This is a genomic window from Lacinutrix sp. 5H-3-7-4, from assembly GCF_000211855.2.
GTDB lineage: Bacteria > Bacteroidota > Bacteroidia > Flavobacteriales > Flavobacteriaceae > Lacinutrix.
In genome coordinates this window covers 2,848,872-2,875,493 of record NC_015638.1, presented here as the reverse complement: position 1 = coordinate 2,875,493, position 26,622 = coordinate 2,848,872, and the positions used below count along the sequence as shown (strand labels likewise).

At 30.2% G+C, this 26,622-nt stretch carries 23 protein-coding genes; 19 read left to right on the top strand and 4 right to left on the bottom strand.

Annotation, left to right across the window (positions count from 1 at the left end; translation table 11 throughout):
- Positions 1-34 precede the first annotated feature (34 nt).
- The 6 genes from pfkA to LACAL_RS12925 all read left to right on the top strand — a co-directional run bounded on the left by pfkA (position 35) and on the right by LACAL_RS12925 (position 5,968).
- Complete coding sequence (pfkA, locus tag LACAL_RS12950) at positions 35-1,021, top strand: 6-phosphofructokinase (RefSeq protein ID WP_013871208.1); 987 nt, start codon at positions 35-37, stop codon at positions 1,019-1,021.
- A 22-nt stretch (positions 1,022-1,043) separates the two neighbouring features.
- The gene (gene gap, locus LACAL_RS12945) at positions 1,044-2,045 is read left to right on the top strand and encodes a type I glyceraldehyde-3-phosphate dehydrogenase (protein WP_013871207.1); all 1,002 of its coding nucleotides are present in this window, start codon (positions 1,044-1,046) and stop codon (positions 2,043-2,045) included.
- Between the two features lie 102 nt (positions 2,046-2,147).
- On the top strand, positions 2,148-3,011 hold the full coding sequence (locus LACAL_RS12940) for a BadF/BadG/BcrA/BcrD ATPase family protein (RefSeq protein ID WP_013871206.1): 864 nt from the start codon (positions 2,148-2,150) through the stop codon (positions 3,009-3,011).
- Between the two features lie 98 nt (positions 3,012-3,109).
- Positions 3,110-3,619: a DUF3124 domain-containing protein gene (locus LACAL_RS12935; protein WP_013871205.1), complete on the top strand. Its 510-nt coding sequence runs from the start codon at positions 3,110-3,112 to the stop codon at positions 3,617-3,619.
- A complete protein-coding gene (locus LACAL_RS12930; protein WP_013871204.1) occupies positions 3,620-4,231 on the top strand; it encodes a MarC family protein in 612 nt (203 codons plus the stop codon). It begins immediately after the preceding gene.
- Positions 4,232-4,279: 48 nt separating this feature from the next.
- A complete protein-coding gene (locus LACAL_RS12925; RefSeq protein ID WP_013871203.1) occupies positions 4,280-5,968 on the top strand; it encodes an NAD(P)/FAD-dependent oxidoreductase in 1,689 nt (562 codons plus the stop codon).
- A gap of 13 nt (positions 5,969-5,981) precedes the next feature.
- Here LACAL_RS12925 and LACAL_RS12920 read toward each other — a convergent pair whose 3' ends face one another.
- Both LACAL_RS12920 and LACAL_RS12915 read right to left on the bottom strand, forming a co-directional pair.
- Entirely contained in the window at positions 5,982-6,362 is a 381-nt protein-coding gene (locus tag LACAL_RS12920) for a RidA family protein (protein WP_013871202.1), read from the bottom strand.
- Between the two features lie 43 nt (positions 6,363-6,405).
- Complete coding sequence (locus LACAL_RS12915) at positions 6,406-9,180, bottom strand: putative LPS assembly protein LptD (protein WP_013871201.1); 2,775 nt, start codon at positions 9,178-9,180, stop codon at positions 6,406-6,408.
- Positions 9,181-9,197: 17 nt separating this feature from the next.
- On the opposite strand from LACAL_RS12915, the gene LACAL_RS12910 reads away from it, so the two are divergent.
- The 12 genes from LACAL_RS12910 to bshA all read left to right on the top strand — a co-directional run bounded on the left by LACAL_RS12910 (position 9,198) and on the right by bshA (position 22,195).
- Positions 9,198-10,385, top strand: coding sequence for an N-acetylmuramoyl-L-alanine amidase (locus LACAL_RS12910; RefSeq protein ID WP_013871200.1), 1,188 nt, complete (start codon positions 9,198-9,200; stop codon positions 10,383-10,385).
- A gap of 56 nt (positions 10,386-10,441) precedes the next feature.
- Entirely contained in the window at positions 10,442-11,380 is a 939-nt protein-coding gene (locus LACAL_RS12905) for an MlaD family protein (protein WP_013871199.1), read from the top strand.
- Between the two features lie 14 nt (positions 11,381-11,394).
- Positions 11,395-12,708, top strand: a complete 1,314-nt coding sequence (locus LACAL_RS12900; protein ID WP_013871198.1) for a (Fe-S)-binding protein — start codon at positions 11,395-11,397, stop codon at positions 12,706-12,708.
- Positions 12,701-13,039 (top strand): hypothetical protein, encoded by a 339-nt coding sequence (locus LACAL_RS12895; protein WP_237700990.1) that lies wholly within the window; start codon positions 12,701-12,703, stop codon positions 13,037-13,039. Before LACAL_RS12900 ends, LACAL_RS12895 begins: the two co-directional genes overlap by 8 nt.
- Before the next feature lie 21 nt (positions 13,040-13,060).
- Positions 13,061-13,852 carry a (Fe-S)-binding protein gene (locus LACAL_RS12890; RefSeq protein ID WP_013871196.1) on the top strand — a complete coding sequence of 264 codons (792 nt, stop codon included), beginning with the start codon at positions 13,061-13,063 and terminating at the stop codon, positions 13,850-13,852.
- Positions 13,853-13,872: 20 nt separating this feature from the next.
- Positions 13,873-14,067, top strand: coding sequence for a hypothetical protein (locus LACAL_RS12885; RefSeq protein WP_013871195.1), 195 nt, complete (start codon positions 13,873-13,875; stop codon positions 14,065-14,067).
- A gap of 4 nt (positions 14,068-14,071) precedes the next feature.
- Positions 14,072-14,587, top strand: coding sequence for a PH domain-containing protein (locus LACAL_RS12880; RefSeq protein ID WP_013871194.1), 516 nt, complete (start codon positions 14,072-14,074; stop codon positions 14,585-14,587).
- Positions 14,574-16,085 (top strand): PH domain-containing protein, encoded by a 1,512-nt coding sequence (locus LACAL_RS12875; RefSeq protein ID WP_013871193.1) that lies wholly within the window; start codon positions 14,574-14,576, stop codon positions 16,083-16,085. Before LACAL_RS12880 ends, LACAL_RS12875 begins: the two co-directional genes overlap by 14 nt.
- A gap of 31 nt (positions 16,086-16,116) precedes the next feature.
- Complete coding sequence (locus tag LACAL_RS12870) at positions 16,117-16,602, top strand: hypothetical protein (RefSeq protein WP_013871192.1); 486 nt, start codon at positions 16,117-16,119, stop codon at positions 16,600-16,602.
- 41 nt (positions 16,603-16,643) lie between these two features.
- On the top strand, positions 16,644-17,867 hold the full coding sequence (gene serB / locus LACAL_RS12865) for a phosphoserine phosphatase SerB (RefSeq protein WP_013871191.1): 1,224 nt from the start codon (positions 16,644-16,646) through the stop codon (positions 17,865-17,867).
- A 128-nt stretch (positions 17,868-17,995) separates the two neighbouring features.
- Complete coding sequence (locus tag LACAL_RS12860) at positions 17,996-20,959, top strand: glycoside hydrolase family 3 N-terminal domain-containing protein (protein WP_013871190.1); 2,964 nt, start codon at positions 17,996-17,998, stop codon at positions 20,957-20,959.
- Between the two features lie 90 nt (positions 20,960-21,049).
- Positions 21,050-22,195, top strand: coding sequence for an N-acetyl-alpha-D-glucosaminyl L-malate synthase BshA (bshA, locus tag LACAL_RS12855; protein WP_013871189.1), 1,146 nt, complete (start codon positions 21,050-21,052; stop codon positions 22,193-22,195).
- A 34-nt stretch (positions 22,196-22,229) separates the two neighbouring features.
- Here bshA and LACAL_RS12850 read toward each other — a convergent pair whose 3' ends face one another.
- Positions 22,230-22,721, bottom strand: coding sequence for a hypothetical protein (locus LACAL_RS12850; protein WP_013871188.1), 492 nt, complete (start codon positions 22,719-22,721; stop codon positions 22,230-22,232).
- A gap of 111 nt (positions 22,722-22,832) precedes the next feature.
- Between LACAL_RS12850 and LACAL_RS12845 the strand changes: the two genes are divergently transcribed.
- The gene (locus LACAL_RS12845) at positions 22,833-25,745 is read left to right on the top strand and encodes an FAD-binding and (Fe-S)-binding domain-containing protein (RefSeq protein WP_013871187.1); all 2,913 of its coding nucleotides are present in this window, start codon (positions 22,833-22,835) and stop codon (positions 25,743-25,745) included.
- Here LACAL_RS12845 and LACAL_RS12840 read toward each other — a convergent pair.
- On the bottom strand, positions 25,737-26,588 hold the full coding sequence (locus LACAL_RS12840; RefSeq protein ID WP_013871186.1) for a UDP-2,3-diacylglucosamine diphosphatase: 852 nt from the start codon (positions 26,586-26,588) through the stop codon (positions 25,737-25,739). The two genes, LACAL_RS12845 and LACAL_RS12840, sit on opposite strands and share 9 nt — an antisense overlap.
- Between the last annotated feature and the right edge of the window lie 34 nt (positions 26,589-26,622).

Below are 26,622 nucleotides of genomic sequence, written 5' to 3'. Positions count from 1 at the left end.
ACTATAATTATTTCCTAAAAAACTAAAAAAATTAATGTCTCAAACAATAAAAAAAATAGGTGTAATGACCTCTGGTGGTGACTCTCCAGGAATGAATGCCGCAATTAGATCTGTAGCCAGAACTTGTGCATTTCATAGTATAGAATGTGTAGGTATTTATAGAGGATACGAAGGCATGATAGAAGGTGATTTTGAAGAGCTTACCGCACGAAGTGTGAAAGGTATTATTAATAAAGGAGGAACCGTTTTAAAATCTGCAAGATCTACAGAATTTAGAACTCCAGAAGGTAGAAAAAAAGCGTATAAAGCATTAAAAGAAAATGGAGTAGATGCTCTAGTAGTAATTGGTGGAGATGGTACTTTTACAGGAGCTTTAATATTTAATCAAGAGTACAATTTTCCAGTAATAGGAATTCCAGGCACTATAGATAATGATATTTATGGTACTTCACATACATTAGGTTACGATACAGCACTAAATACAGTAGTAGAATCTATAGATAAAATTAGAGACACAGCAAGTTCACATAACCGCTTGTTTTTTGTAGAAGTTATGGGACGTGATGTTGGACATATTGCATTAAATGTTGGAATAGGAGCTGGAGCTGAAGAAATTTTAATTCCAGAAGAAGACCTAGGTTTAGATAGATTATTAGAGTCACTTCGTAGAAGTAAAAAATCTGGTAAATCTTCAAGTATTGTAGTTGTTGCCGAAGGTGATAAAATAGGTAAAAATGTATTCGAACTTAGAGATTATGTTGAAGAAAACATGACAGAATATGAAGTTAGAGTATCTGTACTTGGCCACATGCAACGTGGTGGCGCACCATCATGTTTTGATCGTGTGTTAGCAAGTAGAATGGGAGTTAAAGCAGTAGAAAGTTTAATGGAAGGCGAATCTAATTATATGGTTGGTTTATCTAGTGATAAAATTGTGTTAACACCATTAGAAAAAGCAGTAAAAGGAAAATCTAAAATAAATAAAGAATTGATTAGAGTGTCAGATATTATGACTACATAATCGTAAATAAACAAAAATAAAGATGTCAAAATTAAAATTAGGAATTAACGGATTTGGAAGAATAGGACGAATCGTTTTTAGAGCAACTGTAAAAAGAGATAATGTAGATGTAGTAGCAATTAACGATTTGTTAGATGTTAATCATTTAGCATATTTACTAGAGTATGATTCTGTTCATGGTAGATTTGATGGTACTATAGAAGTAAAAGATGGAAACTTAATTGTAGACGGTAAAACAATAAGAGTAACTGCAGAAAAAGACCCAAAAAACCTTAAATGGGACGAAGCAGGAGCAGATGTTGTTGCAGAGTGTACAGGAATATTTACAACTTTAGAAACAGCAAACTACCATATTGATGGTGGTGCTAAAAAAGTAGTAATTTCTGCACCAAGTAAAGACGCACCAATGTTTGTAATGGGTGTAAACGATAATAAACTAACAGCAGATGATACTATAGTATCAAACGCATCATGTACAACAAACTGTTTAGCTCCATTAGCAAAAGTAATTGAAGATAATTTTGGTATTGAAGAAGCCTTAATGACTACAATTCACGCTACAACATCAACACAATTTACTGTAGATGCTCCATCGCGTAAAAACTACCGTTTAGGGCGTTCGGCATTAAATAATATTATACCAACATCAACAGGAGCAGCAAAAGCTGTAGGAAAAGTAATTCCAGAATTAGATGGTAAGTTAACAGGTATGGCTTTTAGAGTACCAACTGTAGATGTTTCAGTTGTAGATTTAACAGTAAAAACGAAAAAAGAAACGTCTCTTGATGAAATTAAAGCAGCAATGAAAAAAGCCGCAGATGGAGACATGAATGGTATTTTAGGTTATACTGAAGATGCAGTAGTATCTCAAGATTTCGTAAGTGAAATAAAAACTAGTGTTTTTGATGCAGACTCTGCAATAGAATTAAACCCAACATTCTTCAAATTAGTATCTTGGTACGATAACGAATTTGGATACTCTAATAAATTAGTAGATTTAGCAGAGAAAGTAAATAGCCTATAAGCTTATAATTGTTATATACTAAAGCACAGTATTATTTGTCTCTTTTAATAGAGACTATCACTGTGCTTTTTTATTTTTAATAATACATAATAACGTTAAAACATGATATTAATAGTTGACAGTGGTTCTACAAAATGCGATTGGATTGCAGTAGATGATAAAGGCAATCAATTGTTCGAGAAAATTAGAACAAAAGGTTTAAACCCAGCCATTCTTGAAGAAAAAAAGTTACGTAAGATTATTAAAAAATCTAAAAAACTTAAAAAAAACAGAGAAAAAGTAAGACATGTCTTTTTTTATGGAGCAGGTTGTGGTACAGAGAAACCAAGGTTAATGTTAAAAGGTGTTTTAGAAGAATTATTTTTTAATGCAGACGTTGCCGTAAACGAAGATACAATGGCAGCAGTATATTCTACAATCTCATCAAAGGATGAAGCAGCTGTAGTTTGTATTATGGGAACAGGATCTAACTGCAGTTATTATGATGGTGAAAAACTTCATCAAAAAGTAGATTCTTTGGGGTATACAATAATGGATGATGCCTCTGGAAACTACTTTGGAAAACAATTACTACGAGATTATTATTTTAATCACATGCCAGAAACTTTAAAAGTAGCTTTTGCAGATAAATACAATGTAGATTCAGATTTTATAAAACGTAATCTATACAAGCAACCAAATCCAAATGCTTATTTGGCAACATTTGCAGAATTCATGATTTTGAATAAAGATTCTAAATACATACAAGAGCTAATAAAAGAAGGCATACGTGTGTTTTCAAAAAACATGATAATGCAATTTAAAGAAGAATTAAAAACAGTACCTGTACACTTTGCGGGCTCTATAGCTTTTTTCTGTAAAGACGAAATTGAAATAGTTGCAAAAGAATTTAATTATAAAGTAGGTAATTTTGAACGCCGTCCTATTGAAGGCTTAGTAACATTTCATACAGAAGCATTAAAATAATAATTAATTACTCTTGTAGTATTTTTATTGTTCAAGTTTTGTAATTTAGAAATTCTAAACAAAAAATAGATTTAGATTTTAAATAAGAAATTTGTAACATGAAATTAAACATCCTTATTTTATCGTTAATATTATCACTTTCTAGTTGTGTTGAAGAGCGTGAAATTAGCTCTATAAGTCCAGAAAATTGGTCTAAACGTACAGCAAATATTTCGGCTCAGGATTCATTAGAATATGGTAAATCTTATTTATCAATATACTCTCAAATTTACAGCATGTCAGAGCACAAAAGGCATAATCTAACAGCTATGGTAAGTTTAAGAAATACGAGCGATGTAGATACCGTATATATATTAAAAGCAAAATATTTTGATACTCATGGTGTAAAAGTAAGAACATATTTTGATGAGCCAATATATTTATTACCTATGGAAACTACCGAAATTATTATAGATGAAATAGATACTTCTGGAGGAACAGGATCTAACTTTATTTTCGAGTGGAAAACACCAAAAAATTCACCAGAACCTTTATTTGAAGCTGTAATGACTTCTACAATGGGAAAACAAGGTTTATCATTTATTACACAGGCAAAACGCATACAGTAAATGGTAGAAATATTAACTAAAATTTTTTTTATTTTTGCTGTAATTGATCCCATAGGCTCGGTACCTGTGTATCTTGAAGCTACAAAAGAATTTGATTTAGCTCACAAAAAGAAAATAGCAATTAGAGCATCAATAATTGCTTTTTTTATACTATTATTTTTTATAGTAATTGGTCAGTTAATATTAGAAGGCATGTCGGTTTCACTAGATGCTTTTCAAATTTCTGGTGGTGTAATTTTATTTTTATTTGCACTAACCATGATTTTTGGTGATGGTAAACCCGAAGACGAAAAAAATAAAATCACAGACTACAAACACGTTACTACGTTTCCAATAGCAATACCATCAATAGCATCTCCAGGAGCAATTATGGCAGTTGTACTTTTAACAGATAACCACTTATATTCAATAGAGCAACAAACCCTTACAACAATACTAGTATTAATTGTAATAGGTATTACATGTTTAATTCTCTTAATGGCAAGCCATTTACAGGCCAGAATAGGAAGTTATGGTATTACTGTAATAAGTAAAATTATGGGCTTAATACTGGCTTCTTATGCAGTACAAAGTATTTTAAGTGGTATTGCAAGCTATTTTGCTAATGTATAATCCCAAGTTATAAATTCTTTTATCTTTAGTTTTTATAACTATAATTAAATGTTAGATAATAAAAATAAGAGTTTAAATAATAAAACTTTCGATACTATAATTATTGGGTCTGGAGTAGGAGGTTTAGCAGCAGCTATTTGTTTATCACGTGCAGGACAAAATGTTTTAGTATTAGAGCAACACGATGTTCCTGGTGGTTGGTGTCATAGTTTTTATCTAAATGGAAATAGGTTTACACCAGGAGTTCATTATGTTGGTTTAGTTGGAGATGGTTTGTCTACAACAGAACTTTATGAAGGTTTAGGTATTGCAAATGATATCGTTTTTTACCGTCAAAACCCAAGTGCTTTTGAGCATTGCTGGATAGGAGAAGAGCGTTTTGATTATCCGGCAGATTTTAATGCGTTTCAAAAAAAACTAATAGCACGTTTCCCTAAGGAAAAGAAAAACATAATTAAGTATTTAAAGCTTATTACAAATATTGGCTACCAACTTAGTTTAATACCCAAAATAAGAGGATTATGGCAGCAAATTACCATTCCTTTTAGAACAAAACATATGGGTAAATATTCACCATTTAGCCTAAAGCGTGTTTTAAGTTGGTATATTAAAGACCCTTTGTTGCAGCGCATTTTATGCATTCAATTTGGAGATCATGGCTTAGCTCCTGCAAAAGCTAGTTTTGTATTGCATGCTGCAATTATGTATCATTATCATAAAGGAGGTTTTTATCCTATGGGCGGCGGCGGCGCGATAGTAAAAGCAATGACTAATGCTATAAAAGCAAAAAATGGGCAGATTAAAACAAGTACATCTGTAAAAGAAATAATTATAGAAAAATCAAAAAAAAATAACACTGCCATAGGTGTAAAGTTAGAAAATGGTGATCAAGTTTTTGCAAAACACATTATATCTAATGCAGATCCAGGTATAACATATCAAAAACTAATAAAACCAGAAAATTTAAGTAATAAGCTTAAAAAGAAATTAAACAAAACAAAATATTCATGCACCTCTTTAATGTTGTTTTTAACGGTTGAAATGGATGTTAAAAAAGCAGGTTTAGACTCTGGAAATATTTGGCTAATTCCTAATAAAGATTTAGATGAACTTGATAAAGACATGCAAAAAATCAATTTATTAGAAGATAAAGAGTTTCCTGCAATGTTTATAAGTTGTACTACATTAAAAGACCCTATAAGTTTTAATGGTAAACACCATACTTTAGAAGTTATTACTTATATAAATTATGAGGCTTTTAAAACGTTTGAAAATGAAGATTCAAAACGTTCTGCAGCATATTTAGAGTTTAAAGAAAAACTTATAGCTAAATTTCTTATTACAGTTGAAAAAGCTGTACCGGGAATAACAAATAGTATAGTGCATAAAGAATTAGGCACACCACTTACTAATGAATACTATATAAACGCTACAAAAGGCAGTGTTTATGGTACAGAAAAGAGTTTAAAACATATTGGTCCTTTTGCTTATAAAGCAAAGTCTGAAATAGAGCATTTATATTTGTGTGGGGCAAGTATTGCATCTCATGGTGTTGGTGGAGCAAGTTACTCTGGTGTACAAACTGCAGCTGCAATATTAGGTTGCCGTCAAGACGATTTAATTAAACCTTGTGACACACAAAATTTAAGAGTTTTTGAAGCTGAAGATAGTACTAATTATCCTGAATGGATGAAGAAAAAAATTAAAATGCGTCAAGCCAGAGCTAGTAAAATATAATTTAAGTTAAAATTTATTTAATAGCTATCATACTTATTTCTACATTAACAAATTTAGGTAAGTTAGCTACTTCTACAGTTTCTCTTGCAGGTGCAGTTTCATCGTTAAAATAAAGAGTGTAGACTGCATTTATTTCGGCAAAGTTATTCATGTCGCTTATAAAAATAGAAGTTTTAACTACGTTTTCAAAAGTCATGTCTGCAGCTTCTAAAACAGCTTTCATATTTTCCATAACTTGTTTTGTTTCTGTTACAATATCATCTATAACAAGTTCACCTGTTTCTGGATGCAATGCAATTTGTCCAGATGTATAAAGTGTGTTTCCGCTTAAAACAGCTTGATTATATGGTCCAATTGGAGCAGGAGCTTTGGTTGTAGTAATAATTTTTTTCATAAGGAAATAATGTTTTAATATTTCCGCGAAAGCGAAAACGTAATTATAATTGTTGGTCTGGTTGACGACGTTTTTCGTATTTTAAATCTTTTAACAAGTTAGATTTAATACCTATAAAGAAATTCCAAGAACTTCTTGTGCTAAAAGGAATCCAACTAAAATTCATTCTCCAGCTTAATAAATCTCTTTCAAAACGCAGCTGTGTATAAGAGAAACCTTTGTTTTTAAAATCGTATCCAGATGAAGCACCAATAGTCCATCTAGGTGCAATTTCTAAATCTCCAGAAAACATTAAAGAGTTAGATGTAATCTCGTTTTGTCTTGTAGCATTACCGTAGTTTACAGCATAGGCTAAACGTAAACTCCATGGTATTTTGTAATTATATAGTTCACTTGGTGTCTCTTCTTTATCTTCATCATCTTTATTAAAACGTTGGTCGGCAAAATCTTGAGAACGACCAAATAAATCATCATCACGACCACCACTTTGTAAGGTTTCGTTTCTACTACTTTGGCTGGTATTGCTTTCTCTTTCGCCACCATCACTACTTAAACTGTAACTAAGTGTTAGGTTTGCGCTGGTAAGTCTAAATAAGCTTCCGCCATTGTTAATATTGTAAGTGTCAATTCGTCTGTTATTATTATCTAAAGCATAAGGATCTAGAGTGGCACCAAAGTTAACATTCATTTTATTGTTAAATAATTGTGTGCCACCAGACATTCTCACAGGACTCCATTTTAAAGAATCTCCAGCAACATTATAAGATGTAGAGAAATTTAAATTGTTAAGTAAAACAATTTTTTTAGGTTCGGTTTTAGTACTATCTCTATCACGCACTTTAGCTTCAAAATTATTTGATAAAGATAAACCTATAGAACTTGAAAATGTTTTATTTGGAGAACCATATAAACTTTCATCAAATCTAGAGAATTCTACTTCTTCTATAGGGTTTCCATCTATATCTGTAACTTCGTAGGTGTCATAATATTTATCGAAGGCAGGATTTATATTATAACTTATAGATGGACGCATAACATGTCTAATGGCTTGTATTTTTTTTCCTTCTTCATTTTTATCAAAATTAAAGAGACCATAAATTGTAGTACCAATACTAGTACCAAAATTATATGTTCTATAAGAATCAAAACCATTTAAATCTTCGGTTACTACTAGCTCTTCTTCTGGATCATAAAAACGATTAATTGTATTTAAAGTCCATGTTTCATCATAATTAGCAGAAGCACTTACACTAAAATGTTTAAAAATTTTAAAGTTAGTAGCTACAGGAATTGTGTGTCGCATACCAATAAGAGCGTCATCAAACATTTCACTTTTAAAAAATAAAGAATCTGTTGTTTGAATACTATTTTCTGCACGAACATTATATTGTAAATTAATATTTTGAATAATTCCTTTTTTAGAACCAATTTTAGGAGCAAAAGGATACACTCTACTAACACTGGCTTGTAGTGTTGGTAAAGTCATGTTAATTTGTTCGGTTTGTGTATTTTGCGAGTGTGTTGCAGTTAAGCTTAAATTTACTTGTGGCTCACCTTGAAAGGTTTTTGCATAAGATATAGAAGATGCCAACGTGTTATTTAAAAAACTTGCTGTGTTAACCTGGTTTACAGATTGTTGATAGTAATTACTACTACCTAAGTTTACAGATGCAGAAAATCTAGAGTTAGGGTTTGCTTTTGTGTCCTGTTGGTGAGACCAACGTAAATTATAAATAGTACTTTTAGAATAATCTGGAAAACCACGTTCACTATTTATTAAGTTTTCGTACCTAAAACCTACATTACCACTATATTTATAGCGTGTTTTGTATTTAGACTCAAAACGTAAACCATAACTACCATTGGTATAATAATCTCCTAATACAGCTAAATCTACATAATCGCTAATTGCAAAATAATAACCACCATTTTGTAAAAAGTAACCACGATCGTTTTGTTCTCCAAAACTAGGTATAATAACACCTGAGGTTTGTTTTGAGGTTAATGGAAAGAAACCAAATGGAATAAAAATAGGTGTAGGTACATCGTAAATAAACATTTGTGTACCACCAACAACAATTTTTTTATCTGGTACTAATTTTAATTTGTTAGTTAAAAAATAGTACTCAGGGTCATCTAAATCTTCGGCAGTAGTAAAACGCGTATTACCTAAAAAATAAACAGAGTCATTTTCTTTTTTAGAGCGTTCTGCTAAAATATTCATTCCGTTTTGTTCGGTTCTAGAATTAAATATTAAAGCACGTTGTGTTTTGGTGTTAAATATAATAGAATCTGGCTCTACAACATTAGTACCTTGCTTAAAAACAGGACGCTGTGTGTAATTCCCTGCAGAATCTTTTAATCGACCTGCGTAAACTTTATTTGTACTATAATCTATTACAATATTACCAGCCGTTAATTCCATATCTTGATACAAAACTTGAGCTTCATTATACAAGTACATCTTTTGCTCTTTTCTATTAAAAAGCGTATAATCTTTTGCTTTATAAGATACTATGGCTTCAAGAAGTTTTGCTTTTTTTGGAGTTATACTATCGTTAAGTGTAGAATCGTTTTCTTTTTTATTAGCAATAGGTTTATTTACATCTTTTGTTAAAAAAGTGTCTATAGAAACTTCTACAGGAGCTTCTTTTTTATCTGCAGGAATGCTTAAACTTTTATTTGGCGTGTCTTGAGCAAAGCAAAAAGTGTTGATAAACACTGTAAAACTTAAGGCAAAAAGTATGTATTTTGTATTTGTATGCAATGCTTTTAAATGTATTTTTGCTAAACTATGGCTCGGTTTTTGAAATCCCAAAATTACATATATTTTTTATGATTAATTTATTATTCTCAAAAATTTATAAAACCACAGTAAAAGCTTTAAAAATGAGTTACAATATAATGCAAACGCAACTAAAAACAGTTTTCGTATTTTTTATAATAGTATTAACAGTTTCTGTATTCTCAACTGTTGATGCTCAATCAAATAAAGGAAAATTTGTTGTTGTGTTAGATGCTGGACATGGTGGAAAAGATCCTGGAAAACACTCTCAATACGGTTATAGAGAAAGTGATATTGCTCTTAAAATTGTTAAAAAAGTTGGAGCAGCTTTAGAAAAAAATAAAGACATAAAAGTTATTTATACAAGAAAAACCGATGTGTTTTTAGAATTAAGAGAACGTGCTGCAATTGCGAATAGAGCAGATGCAGATTTATTTGTTTCTATTCACTGTAATGCACATAATTCTCAAGCCTATGGTACAGAAACTTTTGTTTTAGGTGTTGCCAATACAAAAAGAAATCTTGAAATAGCTAAAAAAGAAAACGAAGTAATATTCTTAGAGGACAACCACGAAGAACATTATGCAGGTTTTGATCCAGATTCTCCCGAATCTTTTATAGGTTTAAGTTTAATGCAAGAAGAATATACAGACCAAAGTATTATGCTAGCTAGACTTGTAGAAAATAATTTTAGAGATAAGTCTAAAAGAAAAAGTCGAGGTGTGAAACAAGCTAGTTTATGGGTAATGCATAACACATATATGCCTAGTGTTTTAATCGAAACAGGTTTTGTAACAAATAAAAGTGAAGGCGCTTATTTAAATTCTAGTAAAGGTCAAAGTAATATTGCAACTTCTATTGAAAATGCAATTTTAAAGTATAAAAACAATTTAGATTTAAACATTAGTGTTGTAGATATGCCTTTAGAAACAATAGAGGAAGAAGACATTTCTACTGAAGAAAAAATTATAAATAACACTGTCTTTAAAGTGCAAATAGCTGCTAGTTCTAAAAAATTAGAGCCTAAACCATACAATTTTAAAGGATTAAATCCTGTCTCGAGAGAAAAAGAAGATAAATTGTACAAATATTTTTATGGATATTCGTCAGATATTAATAAAATTCAACTGCTTCAAAAAGAAGCTCGTAAAAAAGGATTTAATAGCGCATATATTGTAGCTTATAAAGATGGAAAACGAATAAGTTTGGAAAAAGCACTAAATGAGGGCGCAAAATAGCCTGTTCTTTATAAAAATATCCTATTTTTGTTTTCGACTCAAATAACAACCTATACATGTCAAGAGAAGTAAAAACAGCCATATTAGTTATTGCAGGAATAGCATTATTCGTTTTTGGATTTAATTATCTAAAAGGTGAAAATCTTTTAGAAGGTGATAATTCGTTTTATACAACTTTTGAATATAATGGACTTACTTCTTCATCTCCAGTTACTATAAAAGGTAATAATGTTGGACGAATTTCAGATATTAAATACGACTTCGAAACAGGAAAAACAAGAGTGGCTTTTCAGGTAGACGAACAATTAAAATTTTCAAAAGATAGTAAAATTAGGTTGTACGAATTAGGTTTAATGGGAGGCAATGGTATTGCTATTATTCCAGGTGATTCTAAAGAATTAGCAAAATCTGGAGATTATATAGAAAGTGAAGTAGAAGTCGGCTTAATTTCAAGCTTAACAAGTAACTTTTCTGGATTAAGTAATGAACTTGATGGTACTTTAAAAGCAGCAGATTCTCTACTTTTAAGTTTAAACGATCTAGTTCAAGACGACTCAGAAAAAGGACTTAGAAATGCACTTTCAGAACTTAACAATACCTTAAGATCTTTTCAAACACTATCAAAATCATTTAATGGTGTAATTGCTTCAAACGAAAAGAATTTAAACGAGGTATTGACAAATTTTAATACAGTAAGTCAAGATTTAGCTATTTTGTCAAATAATTTAAAAGATGTTAATATAGACCAAACTGTAAAAAATCTTGACAACACTTTAGCTGGTGTAGATGGACTTATTGCCGATTTAAATAAAGGTGAAGGTTCTATGGGTAAATTATTAAAAGATGATAAATTATACAATAATCTTGAAGTAGCATCTTACCAATTAAAAGAACTATTACAAGATTTTAAACTTAACCCAAAACGTTATGTAAACATATCTGTATTTGGAAAAAAGAGCAAACCATACGTAGAACCTGAAGACGAAAGAGAATAAACTAACTAATATAAATGAACTACTTACCAAACATTATTTTTGCCATAGCATTAATTTTAGGCATTGGCTACTTTGCAAAAAATGTACAAAAACTAATTAGAAACATTAAATTAGGCCAACCCAAAGACGTTAGCGACAATAAATCTCAACGTTGGAAAAACATGGCAATGATAGCTTTAGGACAAAGCAAAATGGTAAAAAGACCTATAGCAGGATTTTTGCACGTTATTGTATATGTTGGTTTTGTAATTATTAATATCGAAGTTTTAGAAATAATAATCGATGGCCTTTTTGGAACACATAGAATAGGCTTAAGTATTTTGCCAGAATCTGTTTATGGTTTTTTAATAGGAAGCTTTGAAATTCTTGCAGCATTAGTATTTATAACAGTTGTTGTATTTTGGGTTCGTAGAAATATTATAAAATTACGACGTTTTATGAGTGCCGAAATGAAAGGCTGGCCAAAAAACGATGGTAATTTTATACTTTATTTTGAAATGGTTTTAATGGCATTGTTTTTAGTCATGAATGCAACAGATACTACATTTCAAAATATAGCATCTGGAAATATAGTGAGCCAGTTTATTGCGCCATTATTTAGTGGAGCATCAGAAGGTACATTACATATTATAGAACGTAGCGCTTGGTGGTTACATATTTTAGGAATATTAGTATTCTTAAACTACCTGTATTTCTCTAAACACTTACATATATTATTAGCGTTTCCAAATACATATTATGGTAAATTAACACCAAAAGGTCAATTTGATAATAATGATGCCGTAACAAAAGAAGTAAAATTAATGATGGATCCAGATGCAGATCCATTTGCTGCGCCAGCAGAAACCGAAGAGGAAGAAGTACCAGCAAAATTTGGTGCTAGTGATGTGCAAGATTTAAGTTGGTTAAACCTACTTAATGCATATACTTGTACAGAGTGCGGACGTTGTACCAGCGAGTGTCCTGCAAACCTAACAGGTAAAAAATTATCGCCAAGAAAAATAATGATGGATACCAGAGATCGTCTAGAAGAAGTTGGTAAAAATATAGACACTAACAAAGGTGTTTTTGTAGACGATGGTAAACAACTACTTAATGATTATATTACAAAAGAAGAATTATGGGCATGTACAAGTTGTAATGCCTGTGTAGAAGCTTGTCCAATTAGTATAGACCCATTAAATATTATTATGGAGATGCGTCGTTACTTAGTTATGGAAGAAAGTGCTGCACCAATGGAGTTAAACAACATGATGACTAATGTTGAAAACAATGGAGCACCTTGGCCATATAACCAAATGGATAGATTAAACTGGAAAGATGAATAAACAAACCTTGAAATACCATATAATTATATTTATAATGTTATGTGTTTCAAATGTAATGTTTAGTCAATCCTACAAAAAAGATTCACTTCAAATAAAAGCTTATACAGAAATTATTTATAACAATAGCAAGGCAGATAGCATTTGGTTAAAAAAAGTGTTTTGCGATTATTGTAACGAAAAACAACTGGAAAGTATAGGTCAAGAAGCATTGTATAGAGCAGATGCCGAAAAGTATTTGCCAGAAAATAAATTAAAACAAGGCAAAAAAAGATTAGCAATTTATATACGAATTGCTAAAAAAGATTTTGCAAAACTGAAAGACAATAAGTAAAACCTCATATAACCAATTAACATGAGCGAGCAACTAATAGTGCCTACAATGGCAGAAATGATGGCAGAAGGTAAAACACCAGATATCTTATTCTGGGTAGGTTCTGCTGGAAGTTACGACGATAGAGCAAAAAAAATAACAAAAGCATTTGTTAAAATATTAAATAAAGCTGAAGTGAATTTTGCTGTTTTAGGAACCGAAGAAAGCTCTACAGGAGATGTAGCAAAACGCGCTGGAAACGAATTTTTGTTTCAAATGCAGGCGTTTATGAATATCGAATTACTTAACGCTTACGAAGTTAAACGTATTGTTACCTGCGATCCTCATTCATTTAATTGCTTAAAAAACGAATATCCAGGTTTAGGTGGTAACTATGAGGTTGTACACCATACTCAATTTATAAAAGAACTTATAAATACAGGTAAAATTAAAATTAGCTCAAACACTTTTAATAATAAGCGTATTACATTTCATGACCCATGTTATTTAGGTAGAGCAAATTCAGAATACGAAGCACCTAGAGATGTATTGAATACTCTAAATGCAACATTAATTGAAATGAAAAGAAGCAAGTCTACAGCATTATGTTGTGGTGCTGGTGGAGCTCAAATGTTTAAAGAACCAGAAAAAGGAGACAAAGATGTTAATGAGTTACGTACAGAAGATGCTTTAAAAACAAATCCCAATATTATAGCAACTGGTTGTCCTTATTGTATGACAATGATGTCAGATGGCGTAAAAGTTAAAGAAAAAGAAAACGAAATTCAAGTGTTAGATGTTGCAGAGTTAATTGCTCAAGCACAAGGTTTATAAGTCAAAATTCACATAAGTAAATGAGTAAGAAAACAATTACTAGAATATTATTTGGTTTTATATCTGGTTTGTTTTTTGCCATATTTATGTGGGCTTTAGATCATTATAATCATGAAGAATTTAATATTCTTAAATTCCTTTTTCATTTTGTAGCTTTTGGATTATTTCAAGGACTTGTATCTGGATTTTATTTTATGAATAACAATAAAAAATAATCATTTGTTTTCAAACAGTCAAATAGATATAGAAACTTTACCAAAAGTTGAAGCATTAGAGTTAAAGCCTATAGCAAAAAAATATTTTACCATAATAGTAATAAACCTTGTAATACTATATGGTATTATAATAGCAGTTTTAAGTGCTGTAAAGTATTTTACTAAAAAAGAAGGTTTTCATACTGTATTTTGGTACCTATTAGCTGGAGTTTTAATTGTTTTTTTAGCACAACTTATTTTATATAAATTAGGTTTTAAAAAACGTAAGTATGCTTTAAGAGAAAAAGACATTACCTATTCTCATGGCTATTTAAATAATTCTACAACAACATTACCATTTAATCGTATACAACATTTAGAAATTTCAAGATCTTTTTTAGCTAGAAAATTTGGCTTATCTACATTAAAAATTTTCTCTGCAGGAGAATCTGGTGGAGATTTATCTATAAAAGGCTTACCAAGAGAAGTAGCCGATTCTCAATATGCTTTTTTAACCAATATTTTAAATGAGCGAGAATAACTTTAATATACCTTCTCGACAATCTGCAAAAGGCATTATTGTAATTTTTGGAGTTAGCGTTTATAAAGTAATTAAAGGTTTAATAATTGTTATTGCTGCCTTTTTTTTAAAATATTTTCAAAGTGGTGAAGCTTTAGATATTTACAACTATAAAGTAATACTTTCTGTAGCAGCATTTATTTTATACTTTATCATATTTGCTATATTAAAATACCTAAACTTTAAGTTTTATATTAATAAAGACTACTTTATATTAAAACAAGGTATAATTAATAAAGAAGAAACCTCGATATCCAAATCTAAAATTCAAAACGTTTACATCAAGCAAAATGTAATTCAGCAACTTATAAATGTAGTTTCCTTATCTATAGAAACTGCAGGAGATGATAAAACTGAAATTGAAATAAAAGCATTATCTAAACCAAAAGCTGAAGCTTTAAAAAAACAGTTATTATCTAGTTCTAAAGTAGAGGATAATTTAGAAAAGACAGAAGATATAAAAAACAGCGTTGAAACAACCAATGTATACTATAAAGCCTCTTTTAAAAAATTACTTTTAGAAGGTATAAGCGAGAATCATTTAAAAAGTTTAGTCTTTGTTTTAGCTTTTATTTTTGGTCTGTATAACGATTTTAAAGAATTTATAAAGCAATTTAAAGTCACCTCAAGATTTAATGAATACTTTGAGTTAGATGAACAAGCACTTTTAGGATTAATAATGTTTAATGTTACATTATTAATTCTATTATTAATTACATCTTTTTTATTTTCTCTTATAAAAACAGTAGTACAAAACTTCAATTTAACAGTCTATCGTAAAAAAGATGGATTAGAAATATCTAAAGGATTATTTAATAAAATAAACTTAGGTTTAGTTTCTTCAAGAATCCAAAACACAACCATTTCTACAAACAAGTTTAAAAAAGCACTTGGGCTTTATAAACTTTCATTTACGCAGGCAATGGTTAATAAAAAGCAACAATTAAAATTCAATATTATAGGTTTAAATAAAACTCAAATTAATGAGTTAATTAATGAGTTTTATTCTGGCGTATACACATCTATACAAAAATATAAACCCAATCGTTATTTTATTTTAAAAGAAGTAATGGTTAATATATTTCTATTACTATTAATCAATATCCCTATAATTTTTGCTCCACCATTAGTGTTTTTAATAAATATTCCTTTGGTAATATTATTTGCAGCCAACACTTTATACGCTTATAAAAAAGCATACTATAGTATAGACAATAATTATATAGTTGTAGGTACAGGGAAGCTAATAGAAACACATACTAGTTTCTTAGAAACACATAAGGTACAAGCAGTAAAAATAAAGCAAACCATATTTCAAAAAAAGCGCAAATTAGCAACGGTAAAAGTGTATTCTGCATCAAAAGCAATTACAATACCACATATAGAATTAAATATAGCAAGAGACATTAAAAATTTCTTATTATATAAAGTAGAATCTGAAGATAGAGATTGGATGTAATCTATTATTTTTGTAATTCAATAATAAAATTATGTTAGTAGAATTTAATACACTACCAAAAGAGTCAAGAGTCTGGATATATCAAGCAAATCGTTCTTTTTCTGTTACAGAATTAGAAGAAATTAAAGCGAAATTAGATACTTTTATAGCAAATTGGACTGCTCATGGTGCTGGTTTACAAGCTGGTTACGAAATAAGATATAAGCGTTTTATAATTATAGCTGTTAATCAAGATTCGCAGTCTGCAACAGGTTGTAGTATTGATGCATCTGTACATTTTATTCAACAATTAGAAAAAGATTACAATGTAGATTTAATGGATAAAATGAACGTGTCTTACAAACAAGGAGAATATGTTGCTTATAAATCTTTAACAGATTTTAGAAAAATGGCAAAAGATAAAGCCGTTTCTAAAAACACTATTGTTTTTAATAATTTAGTTACCAATATTGCAGAACTAAACGAAAACTGGGAAGTTCCTGCTAGCGATAGCTGGCATAACCGTTTCTTAAATTAAAAAAACACATAAAACCCATACTATAAACTAAGCCATACGCTATGACTAATGAGATTTTTTTATTAAATATTTCAGGACAAGATAAACCAGGATTAACCTCAAGTTTAACAGCTGTTTTAGCACAATATGGAGCCAAAGTTTTAGATATTGGTCAAGCAAATATTCACGATACTTTATCTTTAGGTATTTTATTTGAAATAGAATCTGGAGAAAGTGCCTCACCTGTATTAAAAGATTTGTTATTTAAATCTTACGAATTAGGAATACAGGCAAAATTTACTCCAATTACATTAGAAAACTATGAAAATTGGGTAACCTTACAAGGTAAAGATCGCTATATCGTTACCATTTTAGGCGAAAGACTTACGGCTAAGCAAATGTCTAAGGTTACAAACATAATTTCAGATAAAAACCTAAATATAGATGCTATAAAACGACTAACCGGAAGAACTTCTTTAGTTAAAACTAACGATTATCCTAGAGCTTCAATAGAATTATCTATAAGAGGAAAAATAGACAATAAGGAAGAACTTACCGAAAAATTCATGCAAGCATCAAAAGAATTAGACGTTGATATTGCTTTTCAGGAAGATAATATTTACCGTAGAAACAGACGTTTAGTATGTTTTGATATGGATTCTACACTTATTCAAACCGAAGTTATAGATGAATTAGCAGAACTTGCTGGAGTAGGTGAAAAAGTTAAAGCTATTACAGAGTCTGCAATGCAAGGTGAAATAGATTTTAACGAAAGCTTTACAAAACGTATGAAACTTTTAAAAGGGTTAAAAGAAGACGTTTTACAAAATGTTGCTGTTAACTTACCAATTACAAAAGGCGCAAGACGATTAATAAATACTTTAAAAAGTTACGGTTTTAAAACAGCAATACTTTCTGGAGGTTTTACATATTTTGGTGAATATCTTCAAAAAGAATTAGGTATAGATTACGTTTATGCTAACCAATTAGAAATTAAAAATGGAGAATTAACCGGTAATCATCTTGGTGAAATTGTAGATGGAAATAAAAAAGCCGAATACCTAAAAGAAATTGCAAAAAAAGAAGGCTTAAATATTAGTCAAACCATAGCTATTGGTGATGGAGCTAACGATTTGGCTATGTTAAATTTAGCAGGATTAGGTATTGCTTTCCATGCTAAACCAAAGGTAAAAGACAATGCCCAAAGTTCTATTTCAAGTATTGGTTTAGATGGCGTTTTATACCTTTTAGGCTACCACGATAGACATATAGATTTATTAGAATAAACATTATTTTAATTGTTCATTATTTCTTCATAAATCTATCTTAAAGACTTTAATAAGTATAGTAATTATACTAATTTGGCATAGTTTTTAGTTGTTATCTAAGTAACGATTCAAAAAGAAAAATTTACATGCGCAAAACACTTTATTTTTTCCTCTCTATATTATTTACTATAACCATTTCTGCACAAGAAACTCAAAACCCTTTACAGGCAAAAGATGTAATGGCTCAAACCAAATGGGTAGATAGTTTGTATAACACATTAAGCACAAAAGAGAAAATTGCACAATTATATATGGTGCAAGTATTTTCAAGTCAATCTGCTGCCGAAAAAGCAAAAGTTGTTAAGCTTATAAAAGAACAAAAAATTGGTGGTATTATTTATTCTAAAGGTGGACCAGTGCGCCAAGCTAAATTAAATAACGAATTACAAGCAGCATCTCACGTACCTTTATTAATAGGTATGGATGCAGAATGGGGATTGAGTATGCGTTTAGATTCTACATATTCTTTTCCATGGAATATGACGCTTGGTGCAATAAAAGATAATTATTTAATTGAGCAAACAGGAAGGCAATTAGGAGAGCATTGTAAACGCTTAGGTGTTCATTTTAATTTTGCTCCTGTAGTAGATATTAATACAAACCCAAATAATCCAATAATTGGTAACCGTTCGTTTGGTGAGGATAGAGATAATGTAACAAATAAAGCAGCGGCTTTTATGAAAGGCATGCAAAGCGCAGGAGTATTAGCTAATGCAAAACATTTTCCAGGACATGGTGATACAGAAGACGATTCGCATTTAACGTTGCCAACCGTTTCTTTTGATGAAAAACGTATAGATTCAGTAGAATTATATCCATATAAAAAACTTATAAAAGAAGGATTGTCTAGTGTCATGGTTGCTCATTTAAACATTCCTAGTTTAGAACCAAGACCAGGTTATCCATCATCTATTTCAAAAAATATTGTAACCAACATTCTTAAACAACGTTTAGGTTTTAAAGGTTTAATATTTACAGATGCTTTAACAATGAAAGGTGCTGCAAATTTTAAATTTGATGGTTTAGATGGTGAAGCAAATAATGCTAAAAATACTGTAGGTAATATAGATTTAGCGGCTTTTTTAGCAGGAAATGATGTAATGCTAATGTCTGAAAACGTCGAAGCAGGAATTAATAAACTTTTTAAAGCTTTTGAAAAAGGATTATTTACAGAGGAACGTTTATCACATTCTGTAAAAAAAGTATTGCAGGCTAAATATAAAGTTGGTTTAAATAATTATGAGCCTATTGGATTGTATAATATTGTAAACGATTTAAACCGCTTACAAGATGATATGCTTTATGAAAAACTAATGGAACAAGCCATTACTATAGCTCATGATTCTGTACAGTTATTGCCGCTTCGTAATTTAGATACCAAAAAAATAGCTTATGTAAAAATGGGTGATGCAGATGGAGAGCCATTTTATAATGCTCTTAAAAAATATGGTGAAGTACATGAAGTTTCCGCAACGCATTTAGATGAATTAATTAAAAAACTTCAAAATTATAATACCGTAATTATAGGGTTTCATAAATCGAATAAAAACCCATGGAAAAGCTATAAGTTTAGCGATAAAGAGTTGACATGGCTTTATGAAATAGCGAGAACAAATAATGTTATTTTAGATGTTTTTGCTAAACCATATGCGTTATTAGATATAAAATCTATTACAAACATTGAAAGTGTTATAGTTAGTTATCAAAACAGTAAAATAGCGCAAGAAACATCTGCCGAAATTATTTTTGGTGCTTTAGCAGCACAAGGTACTTTACCAGTGTCTTCTGGTCCTTATTTTAGTGTTGGGCAAGGTGTGCAAACTAATTCTTTAGAGCGTTTAGGTTATAGTTTTCCAGAACGTGTTGGCATGAGTTCTTATAAATTAGAAAAAATAGATTCTATCGCAAATCATGCAGTAAAAGCAGGAATGACACCAGGAATACAAATTGTTGTTGCAAAAAAAGGAAAAGTTATTTACAACAAAAATTTTGGTCACCATACCTATAGTAAAGATGCGCCAAAAGTAAAAGATGATGATATTTATGATATTGCTTCATTAACAAAAATTGTAGCCACATTGCCATTACTAATGGAATTAGAAGAACAAGAAGTTGTAAGTTTAAATACGAAACTTTCAGAAATCCTTCCTAATTACAAAGGCACAAATAAAAAGGACGTTACTATAAAAAAAATGCTATCACATTATGCGCAGTTAAAACCTTGGATTCCTTTTTATTATAAAACTTTGGATTCTGTTACAAAAAAACCACAAACGAAATATTACCGTAAAACAAAATCTGATAAATTCAGTATTAAAGTGGCTAATAATATGTGGATGAGAAAAGATTATAAAGATTCTATTCCTAAAATAATTGAAGAAACAGAATTACTGTCACGTTTACGTTACCGCTATAGCGATTTACCATATTATATTTTAAAACAATACATAGAAAGTCATTACAACAAGCCTTTAGATGAGTTAACACAAGAACATTTTTATAAATCTTTAGGTGCAAACCACACAATTTATAATCCTTACAAAACAGTTAGTAACACAAAAATTGTTCCGTCTGAAGAAGATGATTATTTTCGTTTTCAAAAAGTACAAGGTTACGTTCATGATATGGGTGCAGCCATGCAAGATGGAGTTGGTGGTCATGCAGGAGTTTTTAGTAACGCCAATGATATTGCCAAAATAATGCAAATGTTTCTGCAAAAAGGATATTATGGTGGTGTACGCTATTTAAAACCAGAAACTATAGATAAGTTTAACACCTGCCATTATTGTCACAAAAGTGTACGAAGAGGTATAGGTTTCGATAAGCCTCAATTAGGAGAATCAGGACCAACCTGTGGCTGTGTTTCAATGGCTAGTTTTGGTCATTCAGGATTTACAGGTACCTACACATGGGCAGACCCAGATGAAGAGTTAGTATATGTTTTTATGGCAAATAGAACATACCCAACATCTAAAGGAAAAAATATGTTACTTCGTGAGAATATTAGAACCAATATTCAAGAAGCTATATATAATGCAATTATAAAATAATACGTAATTACTGTAAAGTATTAATAGTTATTACTACCAATAAAAAACCAACACATGTCTACTTTAAGTAAGGCACGTTAATTAAAAATTATGAGAATAGGCATAGTATGCTATCCAACTTTTGGAGGAAGTGGAGTTGTAGCAACAGAGTTAGGTTTAGAGTTGTCTAAACGTGGTCATAACATTCATTTTATAACCTATAACCAACCAGTTAGGTTAGAGTTATTGGGTAATAATGTACACTACCACGAGGTTAATGTACCAGAATATCCTTTATTTCATTATCAACCTTATGAACTTGCTTTATCAAGTAAGCTTGTAGACATGGTTAAGTTACACAAAATAGAATTATTACATGTGCATTATGCTATACCTCATGCTTACGCAGCTTATATGGCACAAAAAATGTTACGTGAGGAAGATATTTATGTGCCAATAGTTACAACATTACATGGTACAGATATAACTCTTGTTGGTAATCACCCGTTTTACAAACCAGCAGTTACATTTAGTATTAATAAATCTGATGCGGTTACAGCAGTATCACAAAGTCTAAAAGAAGATACTCTAAGGCTTTTTGATATAAAAAAGGATATTAATGTAATCACTAACTTTATAGATACTAAAAAATTTAAAACAAATTTCACAGATTGCCAACGTGATATGATGGCAACTAAAGAAGAAAAAATTGTTACTCATATTAGTAATTTTAGAGAAGTAAAACGCATTCCTGATGTTATAAAAATCTTTAATAAAATTCAAAAACAAGTTCCAGCAAAATTAATGATGGTTGGAGAAGGACCAGAACGTGAACCAGCTGAAAGATTATGTAGAGAATTAGGTTTAACAGACAAAGTGGTGTTTTTTGGTAATAGTAATGAAATAGACCGTATACTATGTTTTAGCGATTTGTTTTTATTGCCAAGTAAAACTGAAAGTTTTGGTTTATCAGCGTTAGAAGCTATGGCTTCTGGTGTTCCTGTTATTTCGAGTAATACTGGAGGAATTCCTGAAGTTAATTTAGATGGGTTTTCTGGGTATTTAAGTAATGTTGGAGATGTAGATGCTATGAGCAGTAATGCCGTTAAAATTCTTGAAGATGATATTAAGTTAGCTACTTTTAAAATTAATGCGAAAACTCAAGCAGCAAAATTCACTATAGATAATATTGTACCTCAGTATGAAGCGTTATACGAGGATACTTTAAAAACATGTTTGTTAACACAAAAACTATAAAAAAAAGCTATTTCATTTGAAATAGCTTTTTTTATTAAAATTGATATCTAACACTTAGTGCGAGATCAAAATGTAAATCGTCTCTAATATCGCCAAAAGCAATCTCTGGTCTTACATCAAGTGATAATAATAAAGGGATGTCAAAATTATATTCTATACCTACATCACCTGCTACAAAAGCGAAAGTCTCATTATAATCGTTTCTAAATTCATCTCTATAAAAATCATTATCATAATCATAAGCACCAATTCCACCACCAGCACCAGCATACCAGTTAAAACCACCATCAATGTTCCATACCCATTGGTATAATCCAGCTAATTTAAAACCATCGTAGTTTTTACCAGATCGTACACCTAAGTCAAATTCAAGCCTATTATTATCTTGTATAGCACGTTGGTAAGTAACTTCTGCTCCAAAACCATCATCATCTCCTAATCTAAGACCAATAGCGTTTTTAGAAATTTCTTGAGCTCCAGCAGTATATCCAACTGCAATAAGCAATACTAAAAATATTTTTTTCATAATTTTTCATTTTTAAAGTACTCAAAAATAATATTAAGATAGATGCATATTAAAAGTATAAAGCTAAAATTAGGTTAATAATTGTTAAGATATCTTAAATTTGAAAAAATTATGAGCAAAACCATTTCTACTTTTAAATTACAAGATTTAAGTGATTCATTAACTGGCGAATTTTATAATAATGAATTAATTAAACGCCTATATGCTACAGATGCATCAGTTTACCGTATGCTTCCGTTAGCTGTAGCAGTACCTAAAACTGTTACAGATTTACAAATGTTAATTCATTTTGCAAATGCTAATAATATATCTTTAATACCTAGAGCTGCAGGAACTTCATTAGCAGGACAATGTGTTGGTCCAGGAATAGTAGTAGATATATCTAAACATTTTACAAAAATTTTAAGTTTAGATAAAACTAATAAAACTGTAACTGTACAACCAGGAGTTGTTAGAGACGAATTGAATGCATATTTAAAACCATTTGGTTTGTTTTTTGGTCCTAATACATCAACATCTAACCGTTGCATGATTGGTGGTATGGTTGGTAATAACTCATCAGGAACAACATCAATCAAATATGGTGTTACTAGAGATAAAGTAATTGCATTAAAAACATTGTTAAGTGATGGTAGTGAGGTAGAGTTTAAAGAAATATCGAGAGAGGCGCTTATTAAAAAAATAGATTTAAACACATTAGAAGGCTCTATTTATAAATCAATAATAGAAGAAATTACTTCTGAAGAAAATAGAAATGAAATAATTAAAGAATTTCCTAAACAAGAAATTCATAGAAGAAATACAGGTTATGCAGTAGACGAACTTTTAAACACTCAAGAAAACTTTAATTTAAGTAAGTTACTAACAGGAAGTGAAGGTACTTTAGCTTTTACAACAGAAATTACTTTAAAACTAGATACTTTACCTCCTAAAGAAAGTATTATGGTTGTTGCTCATTTTAAATCAATTTCAAGTTGTCTAAATGCAGTACAACCAGTTATGCAACATAGCTTGTTTACTTGTGAGATGATGGACAAAACCATTTTAGATTGTACTAAAAATAATAAAACCCAAGCAGAAAATAGGCAATTTATTAAAGGAGATCCTGAAGCTGTATTAATGTGTGAAATTAAAGCTAACGGTAAAGAAGAAGCAAATAAGCAAGCACAAGATTTAATAAACACAATAGAGAATAGTGGCTTAAGTTATGCTAATGTTAGTTTGGTTAATAATGAAATTAATAAAGCTGTTGAACTTAGAAAAGCTGGCTTAGGTTTACTTGCTAATATTATTGGCGATAAAAAAGCGGTTGCTTGCATAGAAGATACTGCTGTTGCATTACCAGATTTAGCTAATTTTATTGCAGATTTCACCAAGTTAATGGATGGTTACAATCAAGATGCTGTTTACTATGCTCATGCTGGTGCAGGAGAAATTCATTTAAGACCCATTTTAAATTTAAAAAAAGAAGAAGATGTTATTTTATTTAGAAAAATAACAACAGATGTAGCACATTTAGTAAAGAAGTATAATGGCTCTTTTAGTGGAGAACACGGTGATGGTATTGTGCGTGCAGAGTTTATAAATTTAATGATTGGTGATAAAAATTATGAGCTTTTAAAGCGCATTAAAAATACTTTCGATCCAAATAATATCTTTAATCCAGGTAAAATTGTAGAGCCATTTGCAATGGATAAGAACTTGAGATATGAAGTTGACAGAAAAGAACCAGAAGTAAAAACACTATTAGATTTCTCTAGTTCTCAAGGTATTTTACGAGAAGCAGAAAAATGTAATGGCTCTGGAGACTGTAGAAAAACAGAACGTTTTGGTGGTACAATGTGTCCAAGCTATAGAGCTACTAAAAACGAAAAAGATTCTACGCGTGCACGAGCAAATGCATTAAGAGAATATTTAACGCATTCTGAAAAAAACAACAAGTTTAATCATAAAGAATTAAAAGATGTTTTTAGTTTGTGTTTAAGTTGTAAAGCTTGTAAAACCGAATGCCCAAGTAGTGTTGATGTAGCTACTTTAAAAGCCGAATTTGAATACCAATATAAAAAGGAAAACGGAAGTAGTTTAGCAAAAAAAATCTTTGCATATAATAATAAGTTAAACGCTTATGCAGCTATACTACCTAAGACATCAAACTTTATATTTTCAAACCAATTTACATCCTCAATAGTAAAAAAAATCTTAGGTATTGCGAAAGAAAGAAGTTTGCCAAGCATATCAAGTAAAAGTTTAGACAACGAATTTAAAAGCATTAAAAATCAAAACATTAACAATAAATGCATTAAAACTATTTATTTGTTTAATGATGAATTTACAAACCATTTAGATACAACAATTGGAGTAGACGCAATTCAGCTTTTACAGGCATTAAACTATCAGGTAAAGGTCATAAAAAATCAAGAATCTGGTCGTGCATTTATATCAAAAGGATTTTTAAAAGAAGCAAAAAAAGTAGCTAATAAAAATGTGGCTTTATTTAAAGATTTAATTACAAATGAAACACCATTAATTGGCATTGAACCTTCAGCTATTTTAACATTTAGAGATGAGTATTTAAAGTTGGCAGATGATAACGAATCTGCTAAAAAAATAGCAACACATAGTTATTTAATTGAAGAGTTTATTAGCAACGAAATAGCAATAGGTAATATTAATGCATCTCAATTTACGCAAGAGGCTAAAACAATTAAGTTTCATGGACATTGCCACCAAAAAGCAATGAGTAATCAAATTCATAGTTTTAATGTCCTTAATTTACCAGCTAATTATAAAGTTACCTTAATACCAAGCGGTTGTTGTGGTATGGCTGGAAGTTTTGGTTATGAAAAAGAAAATTATAAAGTTAGTATGCAAATAGGAAATCAAACCTTATTTCCAGCAGTTAAAAAAGCAGAGGCAAACACTTTAATATCTGCCAATGGTACAAGTTGTAGGCATCAAATAAAAGATGGAACCCAACGTGAAGCATTACATCCAATTACAATATTAAAACGAGCTCTAGCTTGATTTTTTTATTTCTTTTGGATCAATAATAGTTATTGCCGCAACAAGGTCTTTAAAATCCATTTCTTTTAAATCACTATCTGCAAAAAAAGGAGCACGTTTATCGTCTTTATAGCTATATAATTTCCAGCGTTTAAACTGGTATTCTAGTGCTGTGAAATTTTCTATCCAATCACCAGAATTCAAATACGTGGTTTCTCCGTATTTATTTTTTTTAATAACCATTTTAGGTTGGTGTATGTGACCACAAACTACATAGTCATAGCCATTTTCAATAGCTAAATCTGTAGCTACATTTTCAAAATCACTAATATATTTAACTGCTCTTTTAACACTGTTTTTTATTTTTTTAGAAAGTGAATATCTTTCTTTTCCCATTTTTACTAAAAACCAGTTTACTAATCTGTTTATAAGTATCAAAAAATCATAACCGTAACCGCCTAATTTAGCAATCCATTTAGCATTTTGTATTGAAGCATCAAATACATCACCATGAAAAAACCACGCTTTTTTTCCATCTAAATTCAATACTTTTTTATTTACTATAGAAATGTTACCAATTTTAGTATCTGTAAATTTTCTAAGCATTTCGTCATGGTTTCCAGTAATGTAAATTACTTCAACACCATTTGCAGCAAAATCCATTATTTTTTTTATAACTCTTAAATGAGATTTAGGAAAATAACGTTTACTAAATTGCCATATATCTACAATATCACCATTTAAAATTAGTGTTTTAGGGTTGATGCTTTCTAAGTAGGTAAGTAGTTGTTTTGCATGACAACCGTAGGTACCTAAGTGAACATCAGAGATAACGACAACTTCTACTTTTCTTTTAATTTCCAAACTAATAGATTTTAAACAAAGATTAAAACTTAAT